This window comes from Photobacterium damselae subsp. damselae, assembly GCF_038086725.1.
GTDB classification, from domain to species: Bacteria; Pseudomonadota; Gammaproteobacteria; order Enterobacterales; family Vibrionaceae; genus Photobacterium; species Photobacterium damselae.
In genome coordinates this window covers 536,377-558,013 of sequence record NZ_CP146970.1, presented here as the reverse complement: position 1 = coordinate 558,013, position 21,637 = coordinate 536,377, and the positions used below count along the sequence as shown (strand labels likewise).

Sequence of the window (21,637 nt, the reverse complement as noted above, 5' to 3'; positions counted from 1 at the left end):
ATGAGTCAGAATATCTATCAATTTGTTGATGTGGCACGTATCGATCCAACCAAAAAGCCACTGAAGATCCGTAAAATTGAGTTTGTTGAAATTTATGAACCCTTTACGCAACTGCAAGCCAAAGCTCAAGCAGATCGTTGCTTAGACTGTGGTAATCCCTATTGTGAATGGAAATGCCCAGTTCACAACTACATTCCCCAATGGCTAAAACTGGCCAACGAAGGAAAAATCATTGAAGCTGCCGAGTTATCTCATCAAACCAATAGCTTGCCAGAGGTTTGTGGCCGAGTTTGCCCCCAAGATAGGTTGTGTGAAAGTGCTTGTACCTTAAATGACGATTTTGGGGCCGTGACTATCGGTAATATTGAAAAATACATCACAGATAAAGCGTTTGAGCTCGGTTGGAAACCCGATTTAAGTCATGTTGAATGGAGTGATAAAAAGGTTGCCATCATAGGTGCCGGTCCCGCAGGTCTCGCTTGTGCTGATATTCTGGTACGAAACGGAGTGAAGCCAGTTGTGTTTGATAAATACAGTGAGATCGGTGGCTTACTAACCTTTGGTATCCCTGCATTTAAACTCGAAAAAGAGATCATGATTCACCGCCGCCAACTGTTTAGTGAGATGGGCGTTCAGTTTGAACTCAATACTGAAATTGGCCGCGATATCGAATTCTCACACCTTATGACGCAGTTTGATGCCGTATTTTTAGCCATTGGTACTTATAAAAATATCCGCGCAAATCTTACTAACGAAGATGCTGATGGCGTATTGGATGCTTTACCTTATTTAATTGCCAATACCGAGCACTTGCTCCAACCTGGCACTCGTCAACACGCCAAGCTATCGATGCAGGGTAAACGTGTTGTTGTTCTAGGTGGTGGCGATACCGCGATGGATTGTGTTCGTACGGCTATTCGCCAAAATGCTCATGATGTAGTGTGCGCTTATCGTCGTGATGAAGCCAATATGCCCGGCTCAAAGCGCGAAGTACAAAATGCCAAAGAAGAAGGTGTCCGCTTTCTTTTCAACCTGCAACCTATCGCCATTGAAACCAATAGCCAAGGTCAGGTTTCAGCCGTCACGGTCGTTAGTACCCAACTGGGCCAACCCGATAGTGCAGGACGCCGCCGACCAGAAATCATTGCTGGCAGTGAGCAACAACTTCCCGCCGATGCTGTCATTATGGCTTTTGGTTTTCAGCCTCATGCCACACCTTGGTTAGACAATTTTGCAGTAGAAAAAGATTCTCAAGGCCGCATTATTGCCCCAGCTGACGGTGATTTTGCTTACCAGACAACCAATCCGAAATTGTTTGCAGGTGGTGACGCTGTGCGAGGCTCAGATCTGGTAGTTACCGCCATTGATGAGGGACGAAAAGCGGCTCTGGGTATTTTGGACTATTTGGATCTGAACTGAATAAATCACAGATAAAAATCCTTGGTATAACTTGGTTGGTCGTTAATAGCTTGGTTATCGTTAATATCATGGGTAAAATAATGCCAAATGCCTTTGGGCTTAATTGAACAACAAAGAGAAATCACCATGAAAATCGGTATTATCGGTGCAATGGAGCAAGAAGTTGCGATCCTAAAAGATCAACTAACAGATTGCCAAACTCACAATAAAGCGGGCTGTACTATCTACACAGGTCGTCTAAATGGCGCAGAGATCGCCCTTCTTCAATCAGGCATCGGTAAAGTTGCAGCGGCAGTAGGCACTACGATTCTTCTTGAAGTATTCCAACCAGATGTTGTGATTAACACAGGTTCTGCTGGCGGTTTTGATTCAAGCCTAAACGTGGGTGATGTGGTTATTTCAACTGAAGTTCGTTACCACGATGCTGATGTGACAGCATTTGGTTATGAGATGGGTCAAATGGCTCAACAACCAGCGGCGTTTATCTCCGATAGCAATCTAATGGAAGTGGCAGAACAAGCACTAGCAACCATGACTGATACTCATGCGGTTCGCGGCCTTATCTGTACAGGTGATGCTTTTGTCTGCACAGAAGAGAAGCAAAACTTTATCCGCACTCATTTCCCTACTGTAGTTGCGGTGGAAATGGAAGCGGCGGCTATTGCTCAGGTTTGTCACCAGTTCAAACTGCCATTTGTTGTTGTACGTGCAATTTCTGATGTGGCAGATAAAGAATCGCCAATGAGCTTTGATGAGTTCTTACCGCTGGCTGCACAAAGCTCATCGGTAATGGTGGCAAAAATGGTTGAGCTACTAAATCAATAATGACCTCATCTTGGTTTGATTTAGCCATCAACAATAGCTCCCTACTGATTATGTGGGGAGCATTGCTATTACATTGGGTTCTCCCCATCCCAACAGCAATACATCCTCTTACGATCTGGCAGCGCCTAGCCGTTATGATCGCCGAAAAAGTCAATCATTCCAACGACAGCCCAAAGCAACAAACACTCGCAGGCTCTTTAGCATGGTTCACGTTGTGGGGGTTGGCCTTAATATTTTTTATTGCCTTATATCAGTTAGTTCAACTCGACAGTGTCTTTCAACTGACCTTACTGTGGCTGGCTCTTGATTGGCGTAGTATTGATGAATTTGGTCAACGGTTTACTCAAGCTTATCAGCAAGAAAACAAACCACTGTGCCAACACTTACTTGCCCCTTGGGTTCATCGCAATGTTGCACCGCTATCTCTGTTAGGACTAGGCAAAGCAGGAGCTGAAACCTTATTAGTGGGGTATGGGCGTAATGTGGTGACAGTGCTCTTTTGGTACTGCATTGGCGGCGGGCTCGGTGCCCTCTTATATCGCCTCGCTTCGGGGCTTGCCCGAGCATGGTCACCAACTCGAAGTCAATTTCAATTTTTTGGTCAAACAGCCAGTAAGATAACCGCGTTACTGGATATTGTTCCGATGCGAATCTTCTCGCTGCTACTTTGCTTTGGCAATAACGGCAAACAGGCACTTCAAGGGTTGCAGCAACAAGGGGAAAACTGGCTCTCTCCCGGTCCAGGATGGCTTCTGATTGCCTCTGGACACAAACTCAGTATTGCCCTCGGGGGACCAGCTCTGTATCACGATAAAAAACGTGAACGCCCTCGAATTGGTGGCCGTATTGCTCCTGCTGGTTTCCATCTAGAACAATTACTGTTGTTATTACGCCAACGCCTACTGGTTTGGCTGCTATTACTCAGTATCACTTTAATTATTTTTCATTTAGGGGGTTAAGTGCGCCGTTTTGGTATCACCCTGTTATTGCTTTTTAGCTCTATCTCTTGTTGGGCAAATTCATCCGTTCAGCGCATTATTAGTCTATCGCCCCATACTACTGAGTTAGCCTTTGCTGCAGGCCTTGGTGATAAACTCGTTGCAGTTAGTGAATACAGTGATTATCCAGCTCGTGCACAAAAACTCGAACATGTTGCCAATTATAAAGGGATCAAACTAGAACGCATCTTAGCGCTCAAGCCGGATCTGGTTCTAGCTTGGAAAGGGGGAAATCCACCGCGAGAAATGGAAAAATTGGCGCAACTTGGCATTCCAATCTTTTACTCAAATCCGGTTAAATTAGAAGATATTGCAAATAATATTCGTCTATTAGGCCAATATGCTGATAACCCATCTCAAGCAGATCTTAGCGCTACCGCTTTCCAAAATCAGTTGGAGTTACTGAGAAAAAAATATCATAACGAAAAAAGTGTCAGTTACTTCTATCAGCTCAGTGACCAACCACTGATGACGGTAGCAAAAGGCGGTTGGCCAAATCAGGTCTTTGCTTTATGTGGCGGGAAAAATATTTTTGCCGATAGTGCCGTACCCTACCCACAAGTAAATACAGAACAAGTTGTTGTGCGCCAACCTCAAGTAATTTTTGGCACCAGCCACTCCAATACCGACCTTGGGCGTTGGCAGCAATGGCAAGGAAAAATCCCAGCGGTTGATCATCATGCTATCTATCGTTTAAACAGTGATTGGTTAAATAGGCCAACGCCACGCACATTGCTGGCAGTCCAACAAGTGTGCGATTACTTGGATCAGGTAAGAAATTCCTCACACCAATAAAATAGTAAAACCTGTGTGAAAAGCCTCACAAAGCAATCATTCTCGGTTGTACTCAAAAAATTAACTCGTAAAATCGTCACGCTTTTTTTACTAAATTTAACCTCGTAGGTACAAACATGCTTATCTATATCCTCGATATGTTTGGCACAGCTATTTTTGCTATATCGGGCGTATTACTGGCAGGGCGTTTACGAATGGATCCCTTCGGTGTGGTTGTACTTGCTAGTGTAACTGCTATTGGGGGCGGTACCATTCGTGATATGGCTTTGGGAGCAACGCCAGTATTTTGGATTCACGATACCAACTATTTATGGGTAATTTTTATTACCTGTATTGTTTCCATGTGGGCAGTACAACAGCCGAAAAAAATGCCATGGTACTTTTTACCGGTGGCAGATGCCATTGGCTTAGCAGTCTTTGTTGCTATCGGCGTTGAAAAGTCGCTACGTTTTGGTGCATCCCCAATGGTTGCGGTGATTATGGGTGTGATTACAGGCTGTGGTGGCGGAGTTATTCGTGATGTTCTCGCTCGAGAAGTACCAATGGTGCTGCGTACTGAAGTGTATGCGACTGCGTGTATTCTAGGCGGTATTATTCATACTTCAGCCTTAAGCTTAGGTGTTCATGCTGATGTTGCAGCATTTGCTGGAATCATCACCACGTTAACAATTCGACTTGCGGCAATTCGTTGGCATCTATCACTACCCGCTTTTGCTTTGCGCAGTAGCTAAAGACAAAACGCTGGGCCGACACAATAAATCTTTGGTGTTGGCTCCAGCGTTTTCGTTATCAGTATCAATGTATATCAGCTCGATTATTTCATGCTACGGCGTCGATAAAGTACAATCAAAGTAAAAATACTCACCAAAATAGCAGCAACTGCAACCCAGCATTGTGTTTGATACTTGTGATAAAACGCCAAAATAGGCCCTATTTCATCGCGCAAATACGCAGGTGCAACGCCAAAGACTAATACCCACACGGTTACAGCAATAAAGTTACCTAAAAAGAACAATCGAGCTGGCATTTGGGCAATACCGCAGCCTGAACACATAAACTGCTTTATCCCCTCGACAAATCGACTGATCAATAACCCTAATACACCGTACTTATCAATAAACTGATGAAGCTTCTCTAGGGTATTTGGCTTGATCCATTGTTTATGAACCAAGATATGGCCAAACTGACGACCAATCACATAACCTAAAGTATTACCAATAAAGCTACTCATCCAGCCAACCAGTAACACCATAGGAAGAGACATCTTGCCACTGGCTGCTAATAAACTCGCCACAATCAATAATGATTGCCCTGGCGCTGGGATCCCCATCCCTTCAATTGCTACCGCCAAAGCTAAAACAAAATAACCATATTGCTGTAGTAAAGGCGTTAGTTCAGTAATAATGTGCTCAATAGACATGCTTTATAACGATAAATAAGAGGTCATGGCTAGATACTAGCGGATAAAAAAAAAGAGTGCCATCACAGCACCCTTTTTTTCATTGTGTTAGCAACACGGATTATTTTAGTGTTACACGCGCAAATTTACGTTTACCAACTTGGTATACTGCTGTACCTGCCGCAGGTGTTAGCTTAGTATCTTCGACTTTTTCGCCATCGATCTTCACTGCACCTTGACGGATCATACGCATCGCATCAGACGTTGAGTTCACAAGCTCTGCATCTTTTAGCAAGTTAGCAATTGGCATACCTGCTTCAAACTCAAACTCAGGCATCTCTTCCGGCATATTACCTTTTTGGAAACGGCTGATGAATTCTTGCTCTGCTGCGTCAGCATCGGCTTCAGAGTGGAAACGAGCAATGATCTCTTTTGCTAATAGGAACTTCACATCACGAGGGTTCTTACCATTAGCAACATCTTGCTTAAACTGTGCTAGCTCTTCTAGAGGACGGAAAGACAGTAGTTCGAAGTAGCTCCACATTAGATCATCAGAGATAGACATGATCTTACCAAACATTTCGCTTGGCGCATCAGCAACACCGATGTAGTTATGAGCCGATTTAGACATCTTCTTCACGCCGTCTAAACCAACAAGTAGAGGCATAGTAAGAATAACCTGAGGCTTCTGACCGTATGATTTTTGCATTTCACGGCCCATTAGTAGGTTAAACTTCTGGTCTGTACCACCTAGTTCAACGTCAGTTTTCATTGCTACTGAGTCATAACCTTGTAGTAGTGGGTACATGAACTCGTGAATTGCGATAGGACGGTTTTCGCCATAACGCTTTTTAAAGTCATCACGCTCAAGCATACGTGCTACGGTTTGGTTAGATGCAAGGCGGATCATACCTTCTGCACCTAACTCAGATAGCCAAGAAGAGTTGAACTCAATCTTAGTTTTTGCAGGATCTAGGATCTTAAATACCTGCTCTTTATAAGTTTCTGCGTTTGCCAGCACTTGTTCACGAGTTAGCGGTGGACGAGTAACATTTTTACCCGTTGGATCGCCAACCATACCAGTGAAATCACCAATCAAGAATGTTACTTCATGACCTAGTTCTTGGAATGTGCGTAGTTTATTTAGAATTACAGTATGGCCTAAATGAATATCTGGTGCTGTAGGATCGGCACCTAATTTGATTCGTAGAGGACGGTTTTCTTTTAATTTAGCAATCAGCTCTTCTTCAGGAATCAGCTCATCAACACCGCGTTTAATTTCCGCTAGTGCTTGTTCAATAGTGGCCATTCTTGTTCGCTCCCACAAAATTGGCAAAAAGTAATAAGATACCATCTTACTTGAATAGCGATGTATTTTGAAACCAGTTAGACTCAAGAGAGTTTATTTTTTCTATTCTGATGATAAAAAGACACGCATGTTAGGAACAACTGTTGCTCGTCTGCCAAGGATGCACAAAATTTTAATCGCCACCGTTGCTATCGGAATGGTGATCGTTGGCTTATGGCCTACCCCCTCAACCGAATCTCATTCTGCTAAAACCAATAAAGAAGCTAAGTATAAAGTTGGGCAACATTACCCGCTCTATATTGCCATCACCGATAATGACGATAGACCGACGACAAATTTAAAAAATCAACTCGACTGGCGATACCACACCATTCGTCGCGGGGAAACGCTGGCTATTGCTTTTGATAAGATGGGACTATCAAGCCAAGAATTACATCGATTATTACAAGGTGATAAAGGGGCAAAACAATTAACTGAACTTACCCCAGGCGATACCCTAGAATTTGGTTTTGAACCCAGCGGTCAATTGACTCATATAACCTTAAAACAGAGTCCAATTAAAACGTTAGTGGTTGAGAAACAAGATGATGGTCAGTTCGAATCAAGAATAGAGCAAAAGGCCGTTGATACCCACACCAATTTTGCTCAAGCAACCATTAGCTCAAGCTTTTGGAGTGCGGCCGACAAAGCTGGGCTTACCGCAAATCAGATTATGGAAATTGCTGGAATCTTTGGCTGGGACATCGACTTTGCCTTAGATATTCGAGCTGGAGATAAGTTTGCCGTTCTCTATGAAGAGCATTTTGTTGATGGTGAAAGAATTGATCGCGGAAATATTTTAGCGGCCACTTTTACTAATATGGGTCAAACATTTACTGCGGTGCGAAGCAAAGACGGCAGTTATTACAGTCAAGATGGCGAAGCGATGCGAAAAGCCTTCTTACGCTCACCAATAAACTTTCGCTATGTAAGTTCAAATTTTAATCCACGCCGACTTCACCCGGTGACAGGCAAAGTAAAAGCACATCGCGGCACCGATTATGTTGCCCCTATTGGTACTCCGATCTGGTCAGCCGGCGATGGTATCGTGATGGAATCAAGCTACAACCGCTTTAACGGTAACTATGTTTTTGTCCGTCACAGCTCCAAATATGTGACTAAGTATCTGCATATGACAAAACGCAGTGTTAAGAAAGGACAACGTGTTAAACAAGGTCAAGTGGTTGGTACATTAGGTGGGACAGGACGAGTAACAGGTCCTCACCTTCACTATGAATTTTTAGTAAACGGGGTACACAAAAACCCAAGAACCGTACAATTACCGCAAGCAGAGGCATTACACGGTAAGAAAAAAGCCGAATTTAAGCAGATGGCGAACAAACGCATGGAGCAAATAAGCTTACTTAAAACTTTATATGCTTATAACTAATCCAGCGCAATAAAGCCAACACAATGAAATAGATAAGAAAAATGCCGCTAAGAGTTACCCTAGCGGCATTTTTTTATTCGGTTATAACACCCAATATTAACGTTATTTTATACGCTAAATGATGCGCCACAGCCACAAGTTGTCGTTGCATTCGGGTTATTCACGAAGAAACGAGAGCCTTCTAAACCATCAGTGTAATCAACGGTTCCGCCAATTAAGTACTGTAGACTCATTGGATCGACAACCAAGGTTACACCACAGTTTTCAATAACCATGTCGCCTTCATTTACTTTCTCATCAAAAGTAAAACCGTACTGGAAACCACTACAACCACCGCCTGTAATATAGACACGTAGTTTTAGATCTGGGTTCTCTTCTTCAGCGATAAGCGTTTTCACACGACTCGCAGCAGCATCAGAAAAATTTAGCGGCAAAGCTGCTTCGCTCATTATTGTAACCTCTCAAACACTTGGTAATTACTGCCGATTATCTAATACCTGACTACAGTGTTCAAGTATTGACCGTATCAGATGCTGGATCTTGGCGTAATTTTTCTTTCTTAATGGTGCGATGGAGCAATTGAGAATAAATTGGCTGACCACCTAACATCTGGGCAACTAGAGTCGCACCAAGTGAGGTAATGATCAATGGTAAAATCAGATCATAGTTATGAGTCATCTCAATCACAAGCAAAATGCCGGTAATTGGAGCACGAACGGTTGCAGCAAATAAAGCCCCCATACCAGCAATAGCAAACATACCTGGGTTTAAACCCAACTCTGGATAGTAGCTTTGTGCAATCGTACCGAAAAATGTACCGAACAAGGTTCCCAAGGCCAGCATAGGGGCAAAAATACCACCAGGAGCGCCAGAGCCGAAACACAATAATGTGGTCACCATACGGGCTAAAAATAGCATCAGCAACATACCGATACCATAATCACCATTGGTTGCATTAGGAATGATACTGATACCACCGCCAGTCAGTTCTGGTAGATAAAGAAGCAGTAAACCAAATGAACCACCAAGCATTGCACCCGTTAATAAAAAGCGCGGGAAATTGTTGTGGTGCAGATGAGCAAACATATCTTGAGCTAAAGTGATCAGGCGATTAAAAATAACCCCAAATACACCAAAAACTAGCCCTAATACTAAGAATAGCCACAGCGCATGAATGGTTGGTGCATCATATTGCGGCATGGTAATAACAGCAGACTGACCTTTAATCGCACGAAATACGATGTCTGCCATAATAGCCGAAATCATCACACACTTAACCGAGATTAAGCTGTAGCGAAATTGAGGACGCATTTCCTCAACGACAAACATAATACCAGCCATTGGAGCATTAAATGCAGCGGCCAAACCACCCGCGGCACCGGCAGCTAATAATGCGTGACGACCTTCTTTATCTTTAAGGCGGAAAATATCTGACACCATACGGCCAATATTACCACCCATTTGCACGGTTGGACCTTCACGACCTAGAACCATACCCGATCCGAGCGCACCTAAGCCGCCAAAGAATTTAACCGGAATGACTCGCCACCAGCGTACTGGGCGGAGTTCATCCATTGCACCTTCAATTTCAGGAATACCAGAACCGCCCGCTTCAGGAGCAAATCGGATCACAAGGTAGTAACCAATCACAGCCAAAACCGCACTAACAATAAAAGCACTGAGCCAAAGCGGTAATGCACTGCTGATTTCATGACGTAACCATTCGGTTCTCTGCTCTGAAACCCAGGTAACCCCCATCTCAAATAAAGTGCCGATTAAACCAGCGAGTAGCCCCACAAGAGCTGAAAGTAATAGCACCGATACCGGTGTTTTATCACGATTGAGAAAGCGCCGTACTAAACCACTAGGTTGAAGACGCTCCGGAGTAATACCTTGCGTAGAATCAGACATTATTAAACCGTACTTTGAAAAGGTCACGCATATGCGAAAAAAACAGATAGGAAGTGACAAAAAATTGTCTTTATTAGGATAGTTGACTATGTGTTTTTTTTACACAATCAATGATGGAAAATAGCATTTCATCTGTGACTTATTTGGCAAAATAAACACAATTTGATCACATCATCTCAGGTTTAGGGCTAACACAATTTAAAGTCGCAAATTTGTGCAATATTTAGGTACAATAAACCCCAATATTGCACTTAATCGAGCGCAACCTAACTAAGTGATTCACTTAAGGTGTCGTGCTTAGACAGAACAATTTGATGGGCTAATAATAACCACGCCCGTTTCCAACAATAGGACAGCACAATGAGCAAATCATCAGATTTATTTGCTAAAGCGCAGCGCACTATCCCTGGCGGCGTAAACTCTCCTGTACGAGCTTTTGCAGGTGTTGGCGGTACTCCACTATTTATTGAGCGTGCAGATGGCGCGTACATTTTCGATGCTGATGGTAAAGCGTATATCGACTATGTTGGCTCTTGGGGTCCAATGATCTTAGGTCACAACCACACTGCAATTCGCGACGCTGTTATTGAAGCTGCTCGTAATGGCTTAAGCTTTGGTGCCCCTACCGAGATGGAAATCACCATGGCAGAAATGGTTTCTCGTCTTGTGCCGTCGATGGAAATGGTACGTATGGTAAGCTCTGGTACTGAAGCGACCATGAGTGCGATTCGTCTTGCTCGTGGCTTTACAGGTCGTGACAAAATCATCAAGTTTGAGGGCTGTTACCATGGTCACGCCGACTGCCTATTAGTAAAAGCAGGGTCAGGCGCATTAACACTAGGTCAACCAAGCTCACCAGGTGTACCTGAAGACTTTGCTAAGCACACTCTAACTTGTACTTACAACAATCTAGAATCAGTTCGTGAAGCGTTTGCCTCTCACCCAGATCAAATCGCTTGTATCATCGTTGAGCCAGTGGCAGGTAACATGAACTGTATTCCTCCAGTTGCAGGCTTCCTTGAAGGTCTACGTGAGATCTGTGATGAGTTTGGCGCACTGCTTATTTTTGATGAAGTGATGACAGGTTTCCGTGTTGCAACAGGTGGCGCGCAAGGTCATTACAATATCAAGCCAGATCTAACGACTCTTGGTAAAGTGATCGGCGGCGGTATGCCAGTTGGCGCATTTGGTGGTCGCCGTGAAGTGATGGAATACATTGCTCCAACCGGTCCAGTATATCAAGCAGGTACTTTATCCGGTAACCCAGTCGCAATGGCAGCAGGTCATGCGTGTCTAACCGTACTAACTGAAGAAGGTAATGAAGCGCGTCTAGCAAACACCACTAAACGTCTAGCTGAAGGCTTTAAAGCAGCAGCTGATAAACACGGTATTCCACTATTGGTTCACCAAGTTGGCGGTATGTTTGGTTTCTTCTTTACCGATCAAGAGCAAGTGACTTGTTATGAAGAAGTCGCTAAGTGTGATGTTGAGCGCTTTAAACACTTCTTCCACCTAATGTTAGATAAAGGTGTTTACCTAGCACCATCAGCATTTGAAGCCAGTTTTACATCACTAGCACACAACTCTCGTGAAATTGATGCAACACTAGAAGCGGCTGAACTAAGCTTTGCTGAACTGGCGAAAATGGCTTAATCCCATCTAACAGTTGTTGTCATTATCAATGAATATAAATCCCTCTAGTACAGAGGGATTTTTTATTTATCAGCAAGTTAGAAATACAAACTCACTGCCAAAAGTAGATAGCTAGCAGAGCTAAAGCCCCTAAGATAACCAAGGCCCAAGGCACCTTACGCTTTTTCTTACTATCACATCCACAGTCACAACAACCCATGTTTATCTCCTTTTTATGCGTCCTCAGTCGCTGAATTGCGCTGATTTATGGGGAGACATGCTCACTTTTGTTCTACTTAAACCAATCAATGCTATTATAATGCACAACGTTTTGTAGATTTATTATGTCTCGTCACTCATTTATGGTGGCGATTCTTTTGTTAAGGATACCAATAGTGTCTCAACCATTTAAAGTAGAATCGCGTCATTGGATGTTGGTTGTTGCCTTAGTTATCGCCGGTTATGCCAGTTATCGCATTATCGAGCCGTACTTAGGCCCAATTATTATGGCCGTTATTATTTCATTACTGTGCCACCCAATGCATGAGAAAATCCGAGGCAAGATGCCAGGCAGCCCAAATATTGCCTCCTTGCTCTCATGTACTCTGCTCACCTTTATCATCATGATCCCGATGCTAGTGGTGTTCTCATCTATTGTTCATCAGGGTACGACTTTCTCTAAAGAGAGCTACACTTGGTTGACTGACGGTGGTGCCAAAGAGCTATTTGCTCATCCATATGTACAAAAGTCTTTCGCCCTTATCGATAAATATTCGCCATTTAAGAGTATTGATCCACAAGAAGTGCTACAGAAGATTGCATCTATCGCCTCTCAACTCGGTTCAACACTGCTGAATGTGAGTACCAAACTATTAGGTGATGTAACCAACTTCTTGATGAGCTTCATTTTAATGTTGTTTGTTCTGTTCTTCCTACTGCGTGACCACGACAAAATGGTTGCGACTGTGCGTAATGTACTGCCTCTATCTCGCAGCCAAGAAGATGCACTTTTTAGCGAAGTTCAAACTGTTGCAAAATCAGCGGTTCTCGGTTCATTTATGACCGCATTAGCGCAAGGTGTCGCTGGCGGTTTTGCTATGTGGTTGTGTGGCTTCCCAGGCCTGTTCTGGGGCTCAATGATGGCCTTTGCCTCTTTCATTCCTGTTGTTGGTACGGCACTTATCTGGGTTCCTGCAACCTTGTATTTACTGCTACTAGGTCAATGGGAATGGGCTCTATTCCTAACTGGTTGGGGAATTATTGTGGTTGGTTCAATCGATAACGTATTGCGCCCGCTACTGATGCAAGGTGGTGATTCAAATATGAATACCTTGCTGATCTTCTTCTCAATTCTTGGTGGTCTACAGCTATTTGGTTTAATCGGCCTAATTTACGGTCCAATCATCTTTGGTGTGACTTTAGTGCTATTTAAACTGTATGAAATTGAGTTCAAAGACTTCCTTGAGCATCAAGATCGCAGCTAAAACATATTGAGGGATATTTTCATGATCCCCTTTGATAACTAGAGTATCTTTCAGACCTAGATATCTAAACCAAACAGCCAGAGTGTCACAACTCTGGCTGTTTTGATCTGAGTCTAAACCGATAGCTCGCTTTTCATTATGCGGAATTTGTGGAACAATTCGCGACCACATTTTCGCTGTTTTATTTAGAGGTCATCTCATGTCTTACTCTGCTGCGAGTCAAGTCGTTGCTCGTCAAACTGCCTTCTTTGAAGATCGCAAAGTTCTGGTTGTTGGTGAACTCAACGATAGTTACCCAGCTGAATTAGTTGGCGTGGCGCAATCTGTCGCTATTTTTACGACCAACTATGGCTACTACAGCGAAATGCAACGCTATCAAAAAGTGAGTAGTTACTTTGGTGCTGAACTGACAGCTGATCTCGATATTGACATGGTGTTAGTCTACTGGCCGAAGGCAAAAGCTGAAGCTGACTACCTACTGACTATGTTAATTGACAAATTTGGCATTGATACAGAATTTTGTATCGTCGGTGAAAATCGCTGTGGCGTGCGTAGCGCAGAAAAGATGTTTGCTCAATATGGTCCAATCACCAAATATGATTCTGCTCGTCGTTGCAGTTTCTACTGGGGTAAATGTGACCAAAAAGGCAAACCTTTCGTTGTTGCCGAATGGTTCCGCAGTTACCCAATCTCCATTGCAGGGGTAGAACTAACGGTTCGTTCACTACCAGGTGTCTTTAGTCATGGTGAATTTGATAAAGGTTCTGAGCTACTGCTTAACAACTTACCGCAACTGCATGGCAAAGTATTAGACTTTGGTTGTGGTGCTGGCGTTATTGGTGCGGTAATGAAAGCCAAGTACCCAGAGATCGATGTTGAACTGTGTGATATCAGCGCTCTTGCAATCGAATCAGCTAAAGAAACATTTAAAGTCAATAACTTAACTGGTTCATTTACGGCAACAGACGTATATAAAACCTTAACGGGCCCTTATCAGTTTTTGATCAGTAATCCGCCATTTCATGCTGGTTTAAAAACATTTTACGCAGCAACAGAAAACTTCATTGCTCAAGCTCCTGAGTACTTAGCAGAAAATGGGCAGTTAGTGATTGTTGCCAACAGCTTTTTACAATACCCACCATTGATTGAACAAAGCTTAGGTCAATGTGAGGTTACAGCAAGCACCAATAAATTTAATATTTACAAAGCGGTACGTTAATTCTTACGCTAAATGTATTTCGAGAGCAGAGAAGTTCTGCTCTCGTCTAAATATACGTCAATTTTGCCAACCCTTTCCCCGTCAATTTCGTTAATTTTGTGCTATCACACGCGCTTCATCGGATCCAACCTTGATTCTGGTAGTATTCCTCGTAACACTATTCATATAAAGTTCAGCTCATATTCTATCGTTGTTAAAAACGTTAATTTACGTTCAGCTTTAACATATCTTAGATAACCAGCTGCATGATGAACCCGGCATAAGTAATTTTGCCGCCATTTACGTTTAATCAAATTCAGTTTCAGGCACAGGAATGCAAACAAAACAACGATTTAAACGTCTTCAGCATACATTAATGCTGGCTTTTCTTGTTCTTAGTATTACGCCATTAACTCTCTCCGCACTGTATTTCCTCAACTCACACTCCAAGGATTTGGCAGAGCAAAGCACATCGCATTTGGCGTCTCTTCTTGAGAATAAGAAAAAACAACTAAACCAATTTTTTGCGGCTAAAGAGTCTGAGGTGCAAAGTTTTGCTCGATCAGAGCTTGCTAATGCCAGTGGTGGCCGCTTCTATGGGTTAGTAGGGGCTTACCATCAATTAGGTAATATCAATAACCTGTTAAATGGCCTGACGCGAGACCAGTATTTTAAAGAGATTCTCACGGCAAAAGGGCAAAAAAGTACCACCAACAGTGCCAGTTATGTCGGCCATGAGCGCTATCGTTTAATGTATAAGCGTTATAACTGGGCATTTGATGAATATCTTAAGCGCTCAGATTTTAGTGATATCTTATTGGTTGATTTAAAAGGTAATGTGGTCTATTCCGCGAAAAAACCACAGTACTTTGCTTTAAATCTTGCTTCAGGCAAGGGGGCCTTAAAAGGGTTACAACCAACTTTCCAAGCCATTAGCACTCAAGCTCAACAGCTAAAACAAGACCAAGAAGTCGTACCCGTTGCTTTTGCCGATTTTAACCTAGGAGGCAATAATCAGTCAGAACAAGCCTGGTTTGCCGCCCCAATCATTCAGCAAGGGTATTTACACAGCTACGTATTTTTCCAGCTCGATATCAATAAAATCACAACCTTACTGGCCGATAAACCGCAAAATGGGCAAACGGTGCAAACTCTATTAGTAGGCCAAGATCATCACATGCGCTTACCCAATAGTGGAGATTTGCCACAACAATTGATCAGCCCAGCCATCAACCAAGCACTTGCTGGTAAAACTGGGGTAGGCAGTTTGCTTAACTACAATAATATTGCCGTACTCAGTGCCTTTACTCCGATTAAAATCTTTAACCACACCTGGGCATTGGTAGTTGAATTACCCGAAAAGGAAGCATTTGCTCGTATTCATCAACTCGAAAAAATCTTTTTTGCAGCCATGCTTACTGCCATTGTATTAGTGATTTTAGCCGCTCTTTGGTTATCAAACTCAATAACGGCTCCCCTATTACGCTTAACTTGGGCATCTGAGCGAGTCTCAGCAGGCGATCTAGAACAAAAAATCGAAGGAACAGAACGTAAAGATGAAATTGGTCGTCTTGCCACTAGCTTTGCTCGAATGCAATGTTCTATTCGGGAAAAGATGAGTTTGATCAGCAAGCAAAATCAAGAACTTGAAAAAAACATTCACGTAATCAAACAACAAAATGATGATCTGCAAACCGCCGACAAACTAAAAGATGAGTTCTTAGCGACGACTTCACATGAGTTGCGCACCCCTCTTCACGGGATGATTGGGATAGCCGAATCCTTACTTGCTGGAGCAAATGGGCCAATGCAAGGAGCCCAACGCCGTCAATTGGAAATGTTGATCAACAGTGGTCAGCGTCTAACGAACTTAGTTGATGATCTACTCGATTATCACAAAATGCGTTATGGCGATCTCGATATTGATAAACATGCGGTCGATCTTGCCAGCGCTGTTCGGTTAGTCCTTGAATTATCTGGCCATTTATTGGGAACCAAACCGGTTCGAATCATTAACCAAATACCCGCTGATTTACCTTTAGTTCAAGCCGATGAACAACGCCTAGAGCAAGTGCTGTATAACTTGGTTGGTAATGCAATCAAATATACCTCTGAAGGTAAGATTGTGCTTTCTGCAACAGTATTGGAAAACCAAGTTCGCATTCAAGTGGTTGATACAGGACAAGGAATTCCAGCAGAACAACTTGAACACATCTTTGAACCACTGGTACAAGCCAACACCAATCATGCTAACTATCGTCAAGGGGCGGGCCTTGGTTTAACCATTAGCCGTCAATTACTGGAGTTAATGGGTGGTCGCCTGTACGTCAGCAGTCAGCCAATGGTGGGAACCACTTTTAGTTTCACCCTAAACATCGCCTCCGACGAACAAATTCGCCAAAGCCATGATCACGGTAAAATTCATCACTTCCAAGCTCCATTGTGTGATGCCACTCCGCTTGAAATGGCAAATTTACCTGAAAACTTAAATGGTGAACTACTACTCGTGGTTGATGATGAACCCGTTAATCTTCAGATACTCAATAACTTCCTAAGACTTGAAGGGTATCGAGTTCTCACTGCAGAAAGCGGAAAACAAGCCCTTGAGTTAGTACAAAGCCACAAACCCGCACTGATTTTGCTCGATATTATGATGCCAGAAATGAGTGGTTATGAGGTTTGTAGCCAATTGCGCCAACAATACACCCCATTAGAACTACCGATCATGATGCTATCTGCCTTGGGGCAAGTGAAAGATCGCGTTAAAGGTTTTGAATGCGGCGCCAATGATTACCTAACAAAACCTTTTAATAAAGAAGAGCTTACCGCACGTATAAAAGCCCATCTTCAAGCGGGAAAAACTGAATTTGAGCGAGAAAAAAATCGTCAATTAGCTCAAGAAATTCAACAACGTAAGCAAGTTGAGTTAAGTTTACTTGAGACCCAAACTCGATTACTTGGCCTATTAGAATCCACCACCGAAGCCATTTTATGTATTCAAAATAGTGGGCGAATTCGTTATGCCAATAACGCTGCGGCTAAGTTATTTAAACGCACCCCAGAGCAATTGGAGCGCCACTCCATCGATGAACTACTGCTAACCCACCTACCTGATGAGTTACAAAATAATCATCATTACAGTGGTTCACTGTGTTTCAAAATTGGCGAACAACAACAAAACCTTGCTACCGATATCCTCAATTTGCCAGAAGAGTCTGGACTTAAGCAGATGTTTATCTTCGGCAATAGCGGGCCATCGCCACAGCAACGAGTACAAATGCTTGAAGAAGCTATTGATGTTTTATCGAGCTATGCTTTTGATGGTGACAAAGACAACTTACAACAATTGCGTGAGCTAGGTGGAGAATTCACCAGACTGGCAGACAAATTGGGTAATGATGCCCCTAATAAACAAGATATTTTGCGCGAATTGCTGGTTGATGCCATGCGTACAACGCTTGAGGTTTGGGAGCAAGATACGAAAAAAACCAAGTTTGATTTAGCCGAAGAGAGTGGATTATGGCGTGTTTATCTCGATCGCAGTACGCTACAAACTCGCACCTTAGATAAATATCTCCATGTTGAGACTCTTCCTAAAACGCCGCGTTGGCGCACGGTTATTAGCACCATAGACTATGTTCTTGATAAAGGCAGTGCTCAAAATATCCAACATCAACAGCTGAGCCAGATGCGAGATAAATTGCAGAACTTATTACGAGCAAGTTAAACCACAGCGATTTAATATCGCTCCAAACAGACGCTCTAGGATTCTCTCTAGAGCGTTTTTTTATCTCCCTTCACCCTCAAAGTAATAGGCAGAACACCCACGTATTTAAGGGAACAGCTCTCTATATTTTTAACCGTGAAATTAGCTCTCGATAGAATAGGATTTAATAAAATAACAGGCCTCAGCACTGTGCAAAAAGGAAACAATTGCGAGAAAAAAAGAGCATTTCACGGTGAATTTATAAAAATGTTTTAGGTTATGCGAAGCCAATCACAACAAATTCGAGGATAAAATTTTCCACACGGAATTAAGGGACATAAAAACCATGCGTTACATCACAACCGTAAAAAACCAAACAAAAATAACTTAAAATCAAATAGTTAAAATAGAACAAAGTACTGCAAACATAAAAAGATCAGGGTTTACAAAGTGACATCAAGCCCAAGTGAGGTATGGGTCACGATCGTTCATTTGCCTGTTTTTAACGTTTTTACCAGCTTTGTAGTTAGTTTTAACGTTTTTAACGGGAATGCCAATTGACGATCTGCGTAAATAAACCAATCCTTAGGTCACTTGAAGGCTACAAGGCCATTTATTGTTACGCTTTACTCGGTAGCATTAAAGTAGCGTCAAGCGCTCCAAGAATGGAGCTCATTTATTTCATTTATAGTGAAACAAGAGCAAAGAGTAAGGAACAGCTATGCTTGCCAATATTAAGAAAACTAAGTTAGCGCTTGCAGTGGTTGCTGCAGCTACAGCATTTACCGCACCAACAGTTTCTGCTGCAGAAAAAAGTCAGCTAACAATCGTACCTGATTTTTACCCTACAATGGTACGTAACTTTAACCCATACCTTGCAACAAACCTTCGTACAACAACGGATTTCATTTATGAGCCGCTAGTTATCTTTAACCAAATGAAAGGTAACGAGCCGGTAATGCGTCTGGCTAAAAACTACTTTATGTCTGACGACCTAATGAAAGTCACTTTTGAAATTCGTGACGGCGTAAAATGGTCTGACGGTAAACCTTTCACAGCTGACGACGTTGTATACTCTTTTGAACTACTAAAGAGCAAGCCTGAACTTGATCAGCGTGGTATCAACAAGTGGGTTAAAGGCGTTAAGAAAGACGGCAACAAAGTTATTTTTGATTTAACAGAAGCAAACTCAAACGTACCGTATGAGATCTCATTTGTTCCTGTTGTAGCTAAGCATGTATGGAGCAAAGTTAAAGATCCTACAAGCTTTACTAACGAAAACCCTGTTGGTACTGGTCCATTTACCGTAATTGAGACCTTTACTCCTCAGCTATATGTTCAATGTCGTAACCCTAACTACTGGGATAATGCCAACCTAGAAGTTGACTGTTTACGCGTACCTCAAATCGCAAACAACGATCAGCTACTTGGTAAGATCATTAACTCTGAGCTAGATTGGACGTCATCTTTCGTTCCTGATATCGACAGCACTTATGCAGCAGCTAACCCTAATCATAAGTACTGGTACCCAGCGTCAGGCACACAATCTTTCATGTTGAACTTTAAGTCGCCAAAAGACGGTAACAAAGAAGCTATCAACAATGTAGATTTCCGCCGTGCATTCTCAATGGCTATCGACCGTCAAACTATTATCGACATCGCGTTCTATGGTAATGGTACGCCAAACGACTACGCATCAGGTCTTGGTAAAGTGTTTGAGTTCTGGTCTGATAAACCAACTCACGATAAGTACAAAGCTTTCAACACTTATAGCGTGAAAGGTTCTAAAGATCTGCTAGCGAAAGCAGGCTTTAAAGACCTTGATGGCGACGGTTTTGTTGAATCACCAACAGGTAAGAAGATCGAGCTTGAAGTTCAATCTCCAAACGGTTGGACTGACTTTAACAACACAGTACAACTAGCGGTTGAGCAACTACAAGAAGTGGGTATTAACGCAAAAGCTCGTACTCCTGACTTTGCGGTATACAACGAAGCAATGCTAAAAGGCACTTATGACGTTGCATACACTAACTACTTCCACGGTGCAGATCCTCACCTATACTGGGACAGCGCATATAACTCTCGCCTACAACAAGGTGAAGGTATGCCACGTTTCGCAATGCACTACTTCAAGAACGCTGAGCTAGATAGCCTACTAAACAGCTTCTATAAGACTGCAGATAAGCAAGAACAAATCCAGATTGCTCACAAGATTCAAAAGATCATTGCTGAGAATCAAGTGACTGTTCCTGTAATGTCTGGTGCAGATATGTTCCAGTACAACGAAACTCGCTTCACTGGTTGGTGGAATGAGAAGAATCCTAAGGGCCGTCCAATGGTTTGGGCTGGTGTTCCTGAGCGTCTTCTTCAAGTTCTTGACCTAAAACCAAAAGCATAATTTCTACTTAAATTGCGGTGTACTTCGGTACACCGCCTCTCCCCCAAATCCTTTTCCTCAGTTAAAGGTATGGCGCCTTGCGTCAGGGGGTTTTACGTCCTGAATTCAGCTCAGGAAGGACAAGCTGGATGTGTAAGGTGTGAGTTATGGGATTCTTTCTTCGTCGTTTATCGTTTTATTTTGTCGCCCTTTTATTTGCGGCAACACTTAATTTTATTATTCCGCGTGCAATGCCTGGTGACCCAGTGACCATGATGTTTGCTAACGCAACGGTTCAGGTAACACCAGAACGTATTGAGGCTATGAAAAAGCTACTAGGCTTTGTTGATGGTCCTTGGTACGAGCAATACTGGACTTACATTCAAGGTGTACTGACATGGAACTTAGGTACATCCATTAAATTCTACCCACAAACTGTAAATGATCTGTTAGGTGGTGCAATTGGCTGGTCTCTATTTCTAGCTGGTTCTGCAGTAATCCTCTCATTTTGTATCGGCTCTGTTCTGGGTATCTTTGCTGCATGGAAACGTGGTAGCCGCTATGACTCTTTTATCTCACCAGGGATGCTAGTGATTCAGGCTGTGCCACCTGTCGTTGTAGCAATGTTAGTACTCTTTACTTTTGCTATCGGTTTACGTTGGTTCCCAACAGGTTACGCTTACACCCCAGGAACACTTCCTGATTGGACAAGCTGGGCCTTCTATCAAAATGTACTCTACCACGCAGCGTTACCACTATTTTGTGCCACCATCATTCAGATTGGCGGGTTCTTGATCAACATGCGTAACAACATGATCAACCTTCTAAGTGAAGATTACATCACGATGGCAAAAGGTAAGGGCTTAAGCGAAAACCGAGTGGTATTTAACTACGCGGCACGTAACGCCATGCTACCAAGTGTGACCGCTCTTTCTATGGCGCTAGGTATGGCTATCGGTGGTCAGTTAATTGTAGAAATCATCTTTAACTATCCAGGTCTTGGCACTACCTTGCTTAACGCAATTCATGGCCGTGATTATCAAGTACTGCAAGGACAGTTAATTATCATGACTCTGTTTATGCTGTTCTTTAACTTCTTAGCCGACATTCTTATCGTTATTCTTGACCCTCGCCTACGTAAGGGAGGCAAATAAT

Annotated in this window: 16 protein-coding genes; 12 read left to right on the top strand and 4 right to left on the bottom strand. The window is 42.9% G+C overall.

The features are described from left to right. The 5 genes from WAX86_RS02590 (at window position 1) to WAX86_RS02570 (ending at window position 4,768) form a co-directional block, all read left to right on the top strand. Entirely contained in the window at window positions 1-1,419 is a 1,419-nt protein-coding gene (locus WAX86_RS02590) for an FAD-dependent oxidoreductase (protein ID WP_341489053.1), read from the top strand. A 126-nt stretch (window positions 1,420-1,545) separates the two neighbouring features. Continuing rightward, window positions 1,546-2,244 (top strand): 5'-methylthioadenosine/S-adenosylhomocysteine nucleosidase, encoded by a 699-nt coding sequence (gene mtnN, locus WAX86_RS02585; protein WP_005301283.1) that lies wholly within the window; start codon window positions 1,546-1,548, stop codon window positions 2,242-2,244. Continuing rightward, window positions 2,244-3,203, top strand: a complete 960-nt coding sequence (locus WAX86_RS02580) for a cobalamin biosynthesis family protein (RefSeq protein ID WP_005301285.1) — start codon at window positions 2,244-2,246, stop codon at window positions 3,201-3,203. Before mtnN ends, WAX86_RS02580 begins: the two co-directional genes overlap by 1 nt. Continuing rightward, on the top strand, window positions 3,204-4,037 hold the full coding sequence (gene btuF / locus WAX86_RS02575) for a vitamin B12 ABC transporter substrate-binding protein BtuF (RefSeq protein WP_068946925.1): 834 nt from the start codon (window positions 3,204-3,206) through the stop codon (window positions 4,035-4,037). 116 nt (window positions 4,038-4,153) lie between these two features. Next, window positions 4,154-4,768, top strand: coding sequence for a TRIC cation channel family protein (locus WAX86_RS02570; protein ID WP_005301289.1), 615 nt, complete (start codon window positions 4,154-4,156; stop codon window positions 4,766-4,768). Window positions 4,769-4,851: 83 nt separating this feature from the next. On the opposite strand, the gene WAX86_RS02565 is transcribed toward WAX86_RS02570, so the two are convergent. Both WAX86_RS02565 and tyrS read right to left on the bottom strand, forming a co-directional pair. After that, complete coding sequence (locus WAX86_RS02565) at window positions 4,852-5,457, bottom strand: DedA family protein (protein WP_341489052.1); 606 nt, start codon at window positions 5,455-5,457, stop codon at window positions 4,852-4,854. A 100-nt stretch (window positions 5,458-5,557) separates the two neighbouring features. Continuing rightward, the gene (tyrS, locus tag WAX86_RS02560; protein ID WP_005301293.1) at window positions 5,558-6,745 is read right to left on the bottom strand and encodes a tyrosine--tRNA ligase; all 1,188 of its coding nucleotides are present in this window, start codon (window positions 6,743-6,745) and stop codon (window positions 5,558-5,560) included. A gap of 127 nt (window positions 6,746-6,872) precedes the next feature. Here tyrS and WAX86_RS02555 point away from each other — a divergent pair, with 127 nt between their 5' ends. After that, the gene (locus tag WAX86_RS02555) at window positions 6,873-8,174 is read left to right on the top strand and encodes a peptidoglycan DD-metalloendopeptidase family protein (RefSeq protein WP_068946922.1); all 1,302 of its coding nucleotides are present in this window, start codon (window positions 6,873-6,875) and stop codon (window positions 8,172-8,174) included. Window positions 8,175-8,281: 107 nt separating this feature from the next. Here the strand turns inward: WAX86_RS02555 and erpA are convergent, their stop codons facing one another. Together erpA and clcA are read right to left on the bottom strand one after the other, a co-directional pair. Then, entirely contained in the window at window positions 8,282-8,623 is a 342-nt protein-coding gene (gene erpA / locus WAX86_RS02550) for an iron-sulfur cluster insertion protein ErpA (RefSeq protein ID WP_005301299.1), read from the bottom strand. Between the two features lie 61 nt (window positions 8,624-8,684). Beyond that, window positions 8,685-10,085 (bottom strand): H(+)/Cl(-) exchange transporter ClcA, encoded by a 1,401-nt coding sequence (gene clcA / locus WAX86_RS02545; RefSeq protein WP_005301302.1) that lies wholly within the window; start codon window positions 10,083-10,085, stop codon window positions 8,685-8,687. Window positions 10,086-10,445: 360 nt separating this feature from the next. Here clcA and hemL point away from each other — a divergent pair, with 360 nt between their 5' ends. The 6 genes from hemL (at window position 10,446) to WAX86_RS02515 (ending at window position 21,636) form a co-directional block, all read left to right on the top strand. Further along, complete coding sequence (gene hemL, locus WAX86_RS02540) at window positions 10,446-11,738, top strand: glutamate-1-semialdehyde 2,1-aminomutase (RefSeq protein WP_005301305.1); 1,293 nt, start codon at window positions 10,446-10,448, stop codon at window positions 11,736-11,738. A 374-nt stretch (window positions 11,739-12,112) separates the two neighbouring features. Further along, complete coding sequence (locus WAX86_RS02535; protein ID WP_005301309.1) at window positions 12,113-13,201, top strand: AI-2E family transporter; 1,089 nt, start codon at window positions 12,113-12,115, stop codon at window positions 13,199-13,201. Between the two features lie 199 nt (window positions 13,202-13,400). Continuing rightward, window positions 13,401-14,420 (top strand): 16S rRNA (guanine(1207)-N(2))-methyltransferase RsmC, encoded by a 1,020-nt coding sequence (rsmC, locus tag WAX86_RS02530; RefSeq protein WP_176284957.1) that lies wholly within the window; start codon window positions 13,401-13,403, stop codon window positions 14,418-14,420. 313 nt (window positions 14,421-14,733) lie between these two features. Then, window positions 14,734-18,126: a response regulator gene (locus tag WAX86_RS02525; RefSeq protein WP_341489051.1), complete on the top strand. Its 3,393-nt coding sequence runs from the start codon at window positions 14,734-14,736 to the stop codon at window positions 18,124-18,126. 700 nt (window positions 18,127-18,826) lie between these two features. Then, complete coding sequence (locus WAX86_RS02520) at window positions 18,827-20,503, top strand: ABC transporter substrate-binding protein (RefSeq protein WP_341489050.1); 1,677 nt, start codon at window positions 18,827-18,829, stop codon at window positions 20,501-20,503. A gap of 146 nt (window positions 20,504-20,649) precedes the next feature. Then, the gene (locus WAX86_RS02515) at window positions 20,650-21,636 is read left to right on the top strand and encodes an ABC transporter permease (RefSeq protein WP_065172285.1); all 987 of its coding nucleotides are present in this window, start codon (window positions 20,650-20,652) and stop codon (window positions 21,634-21,636) included. Window position 21,637 lies beyond the last annotated feature (1 nt).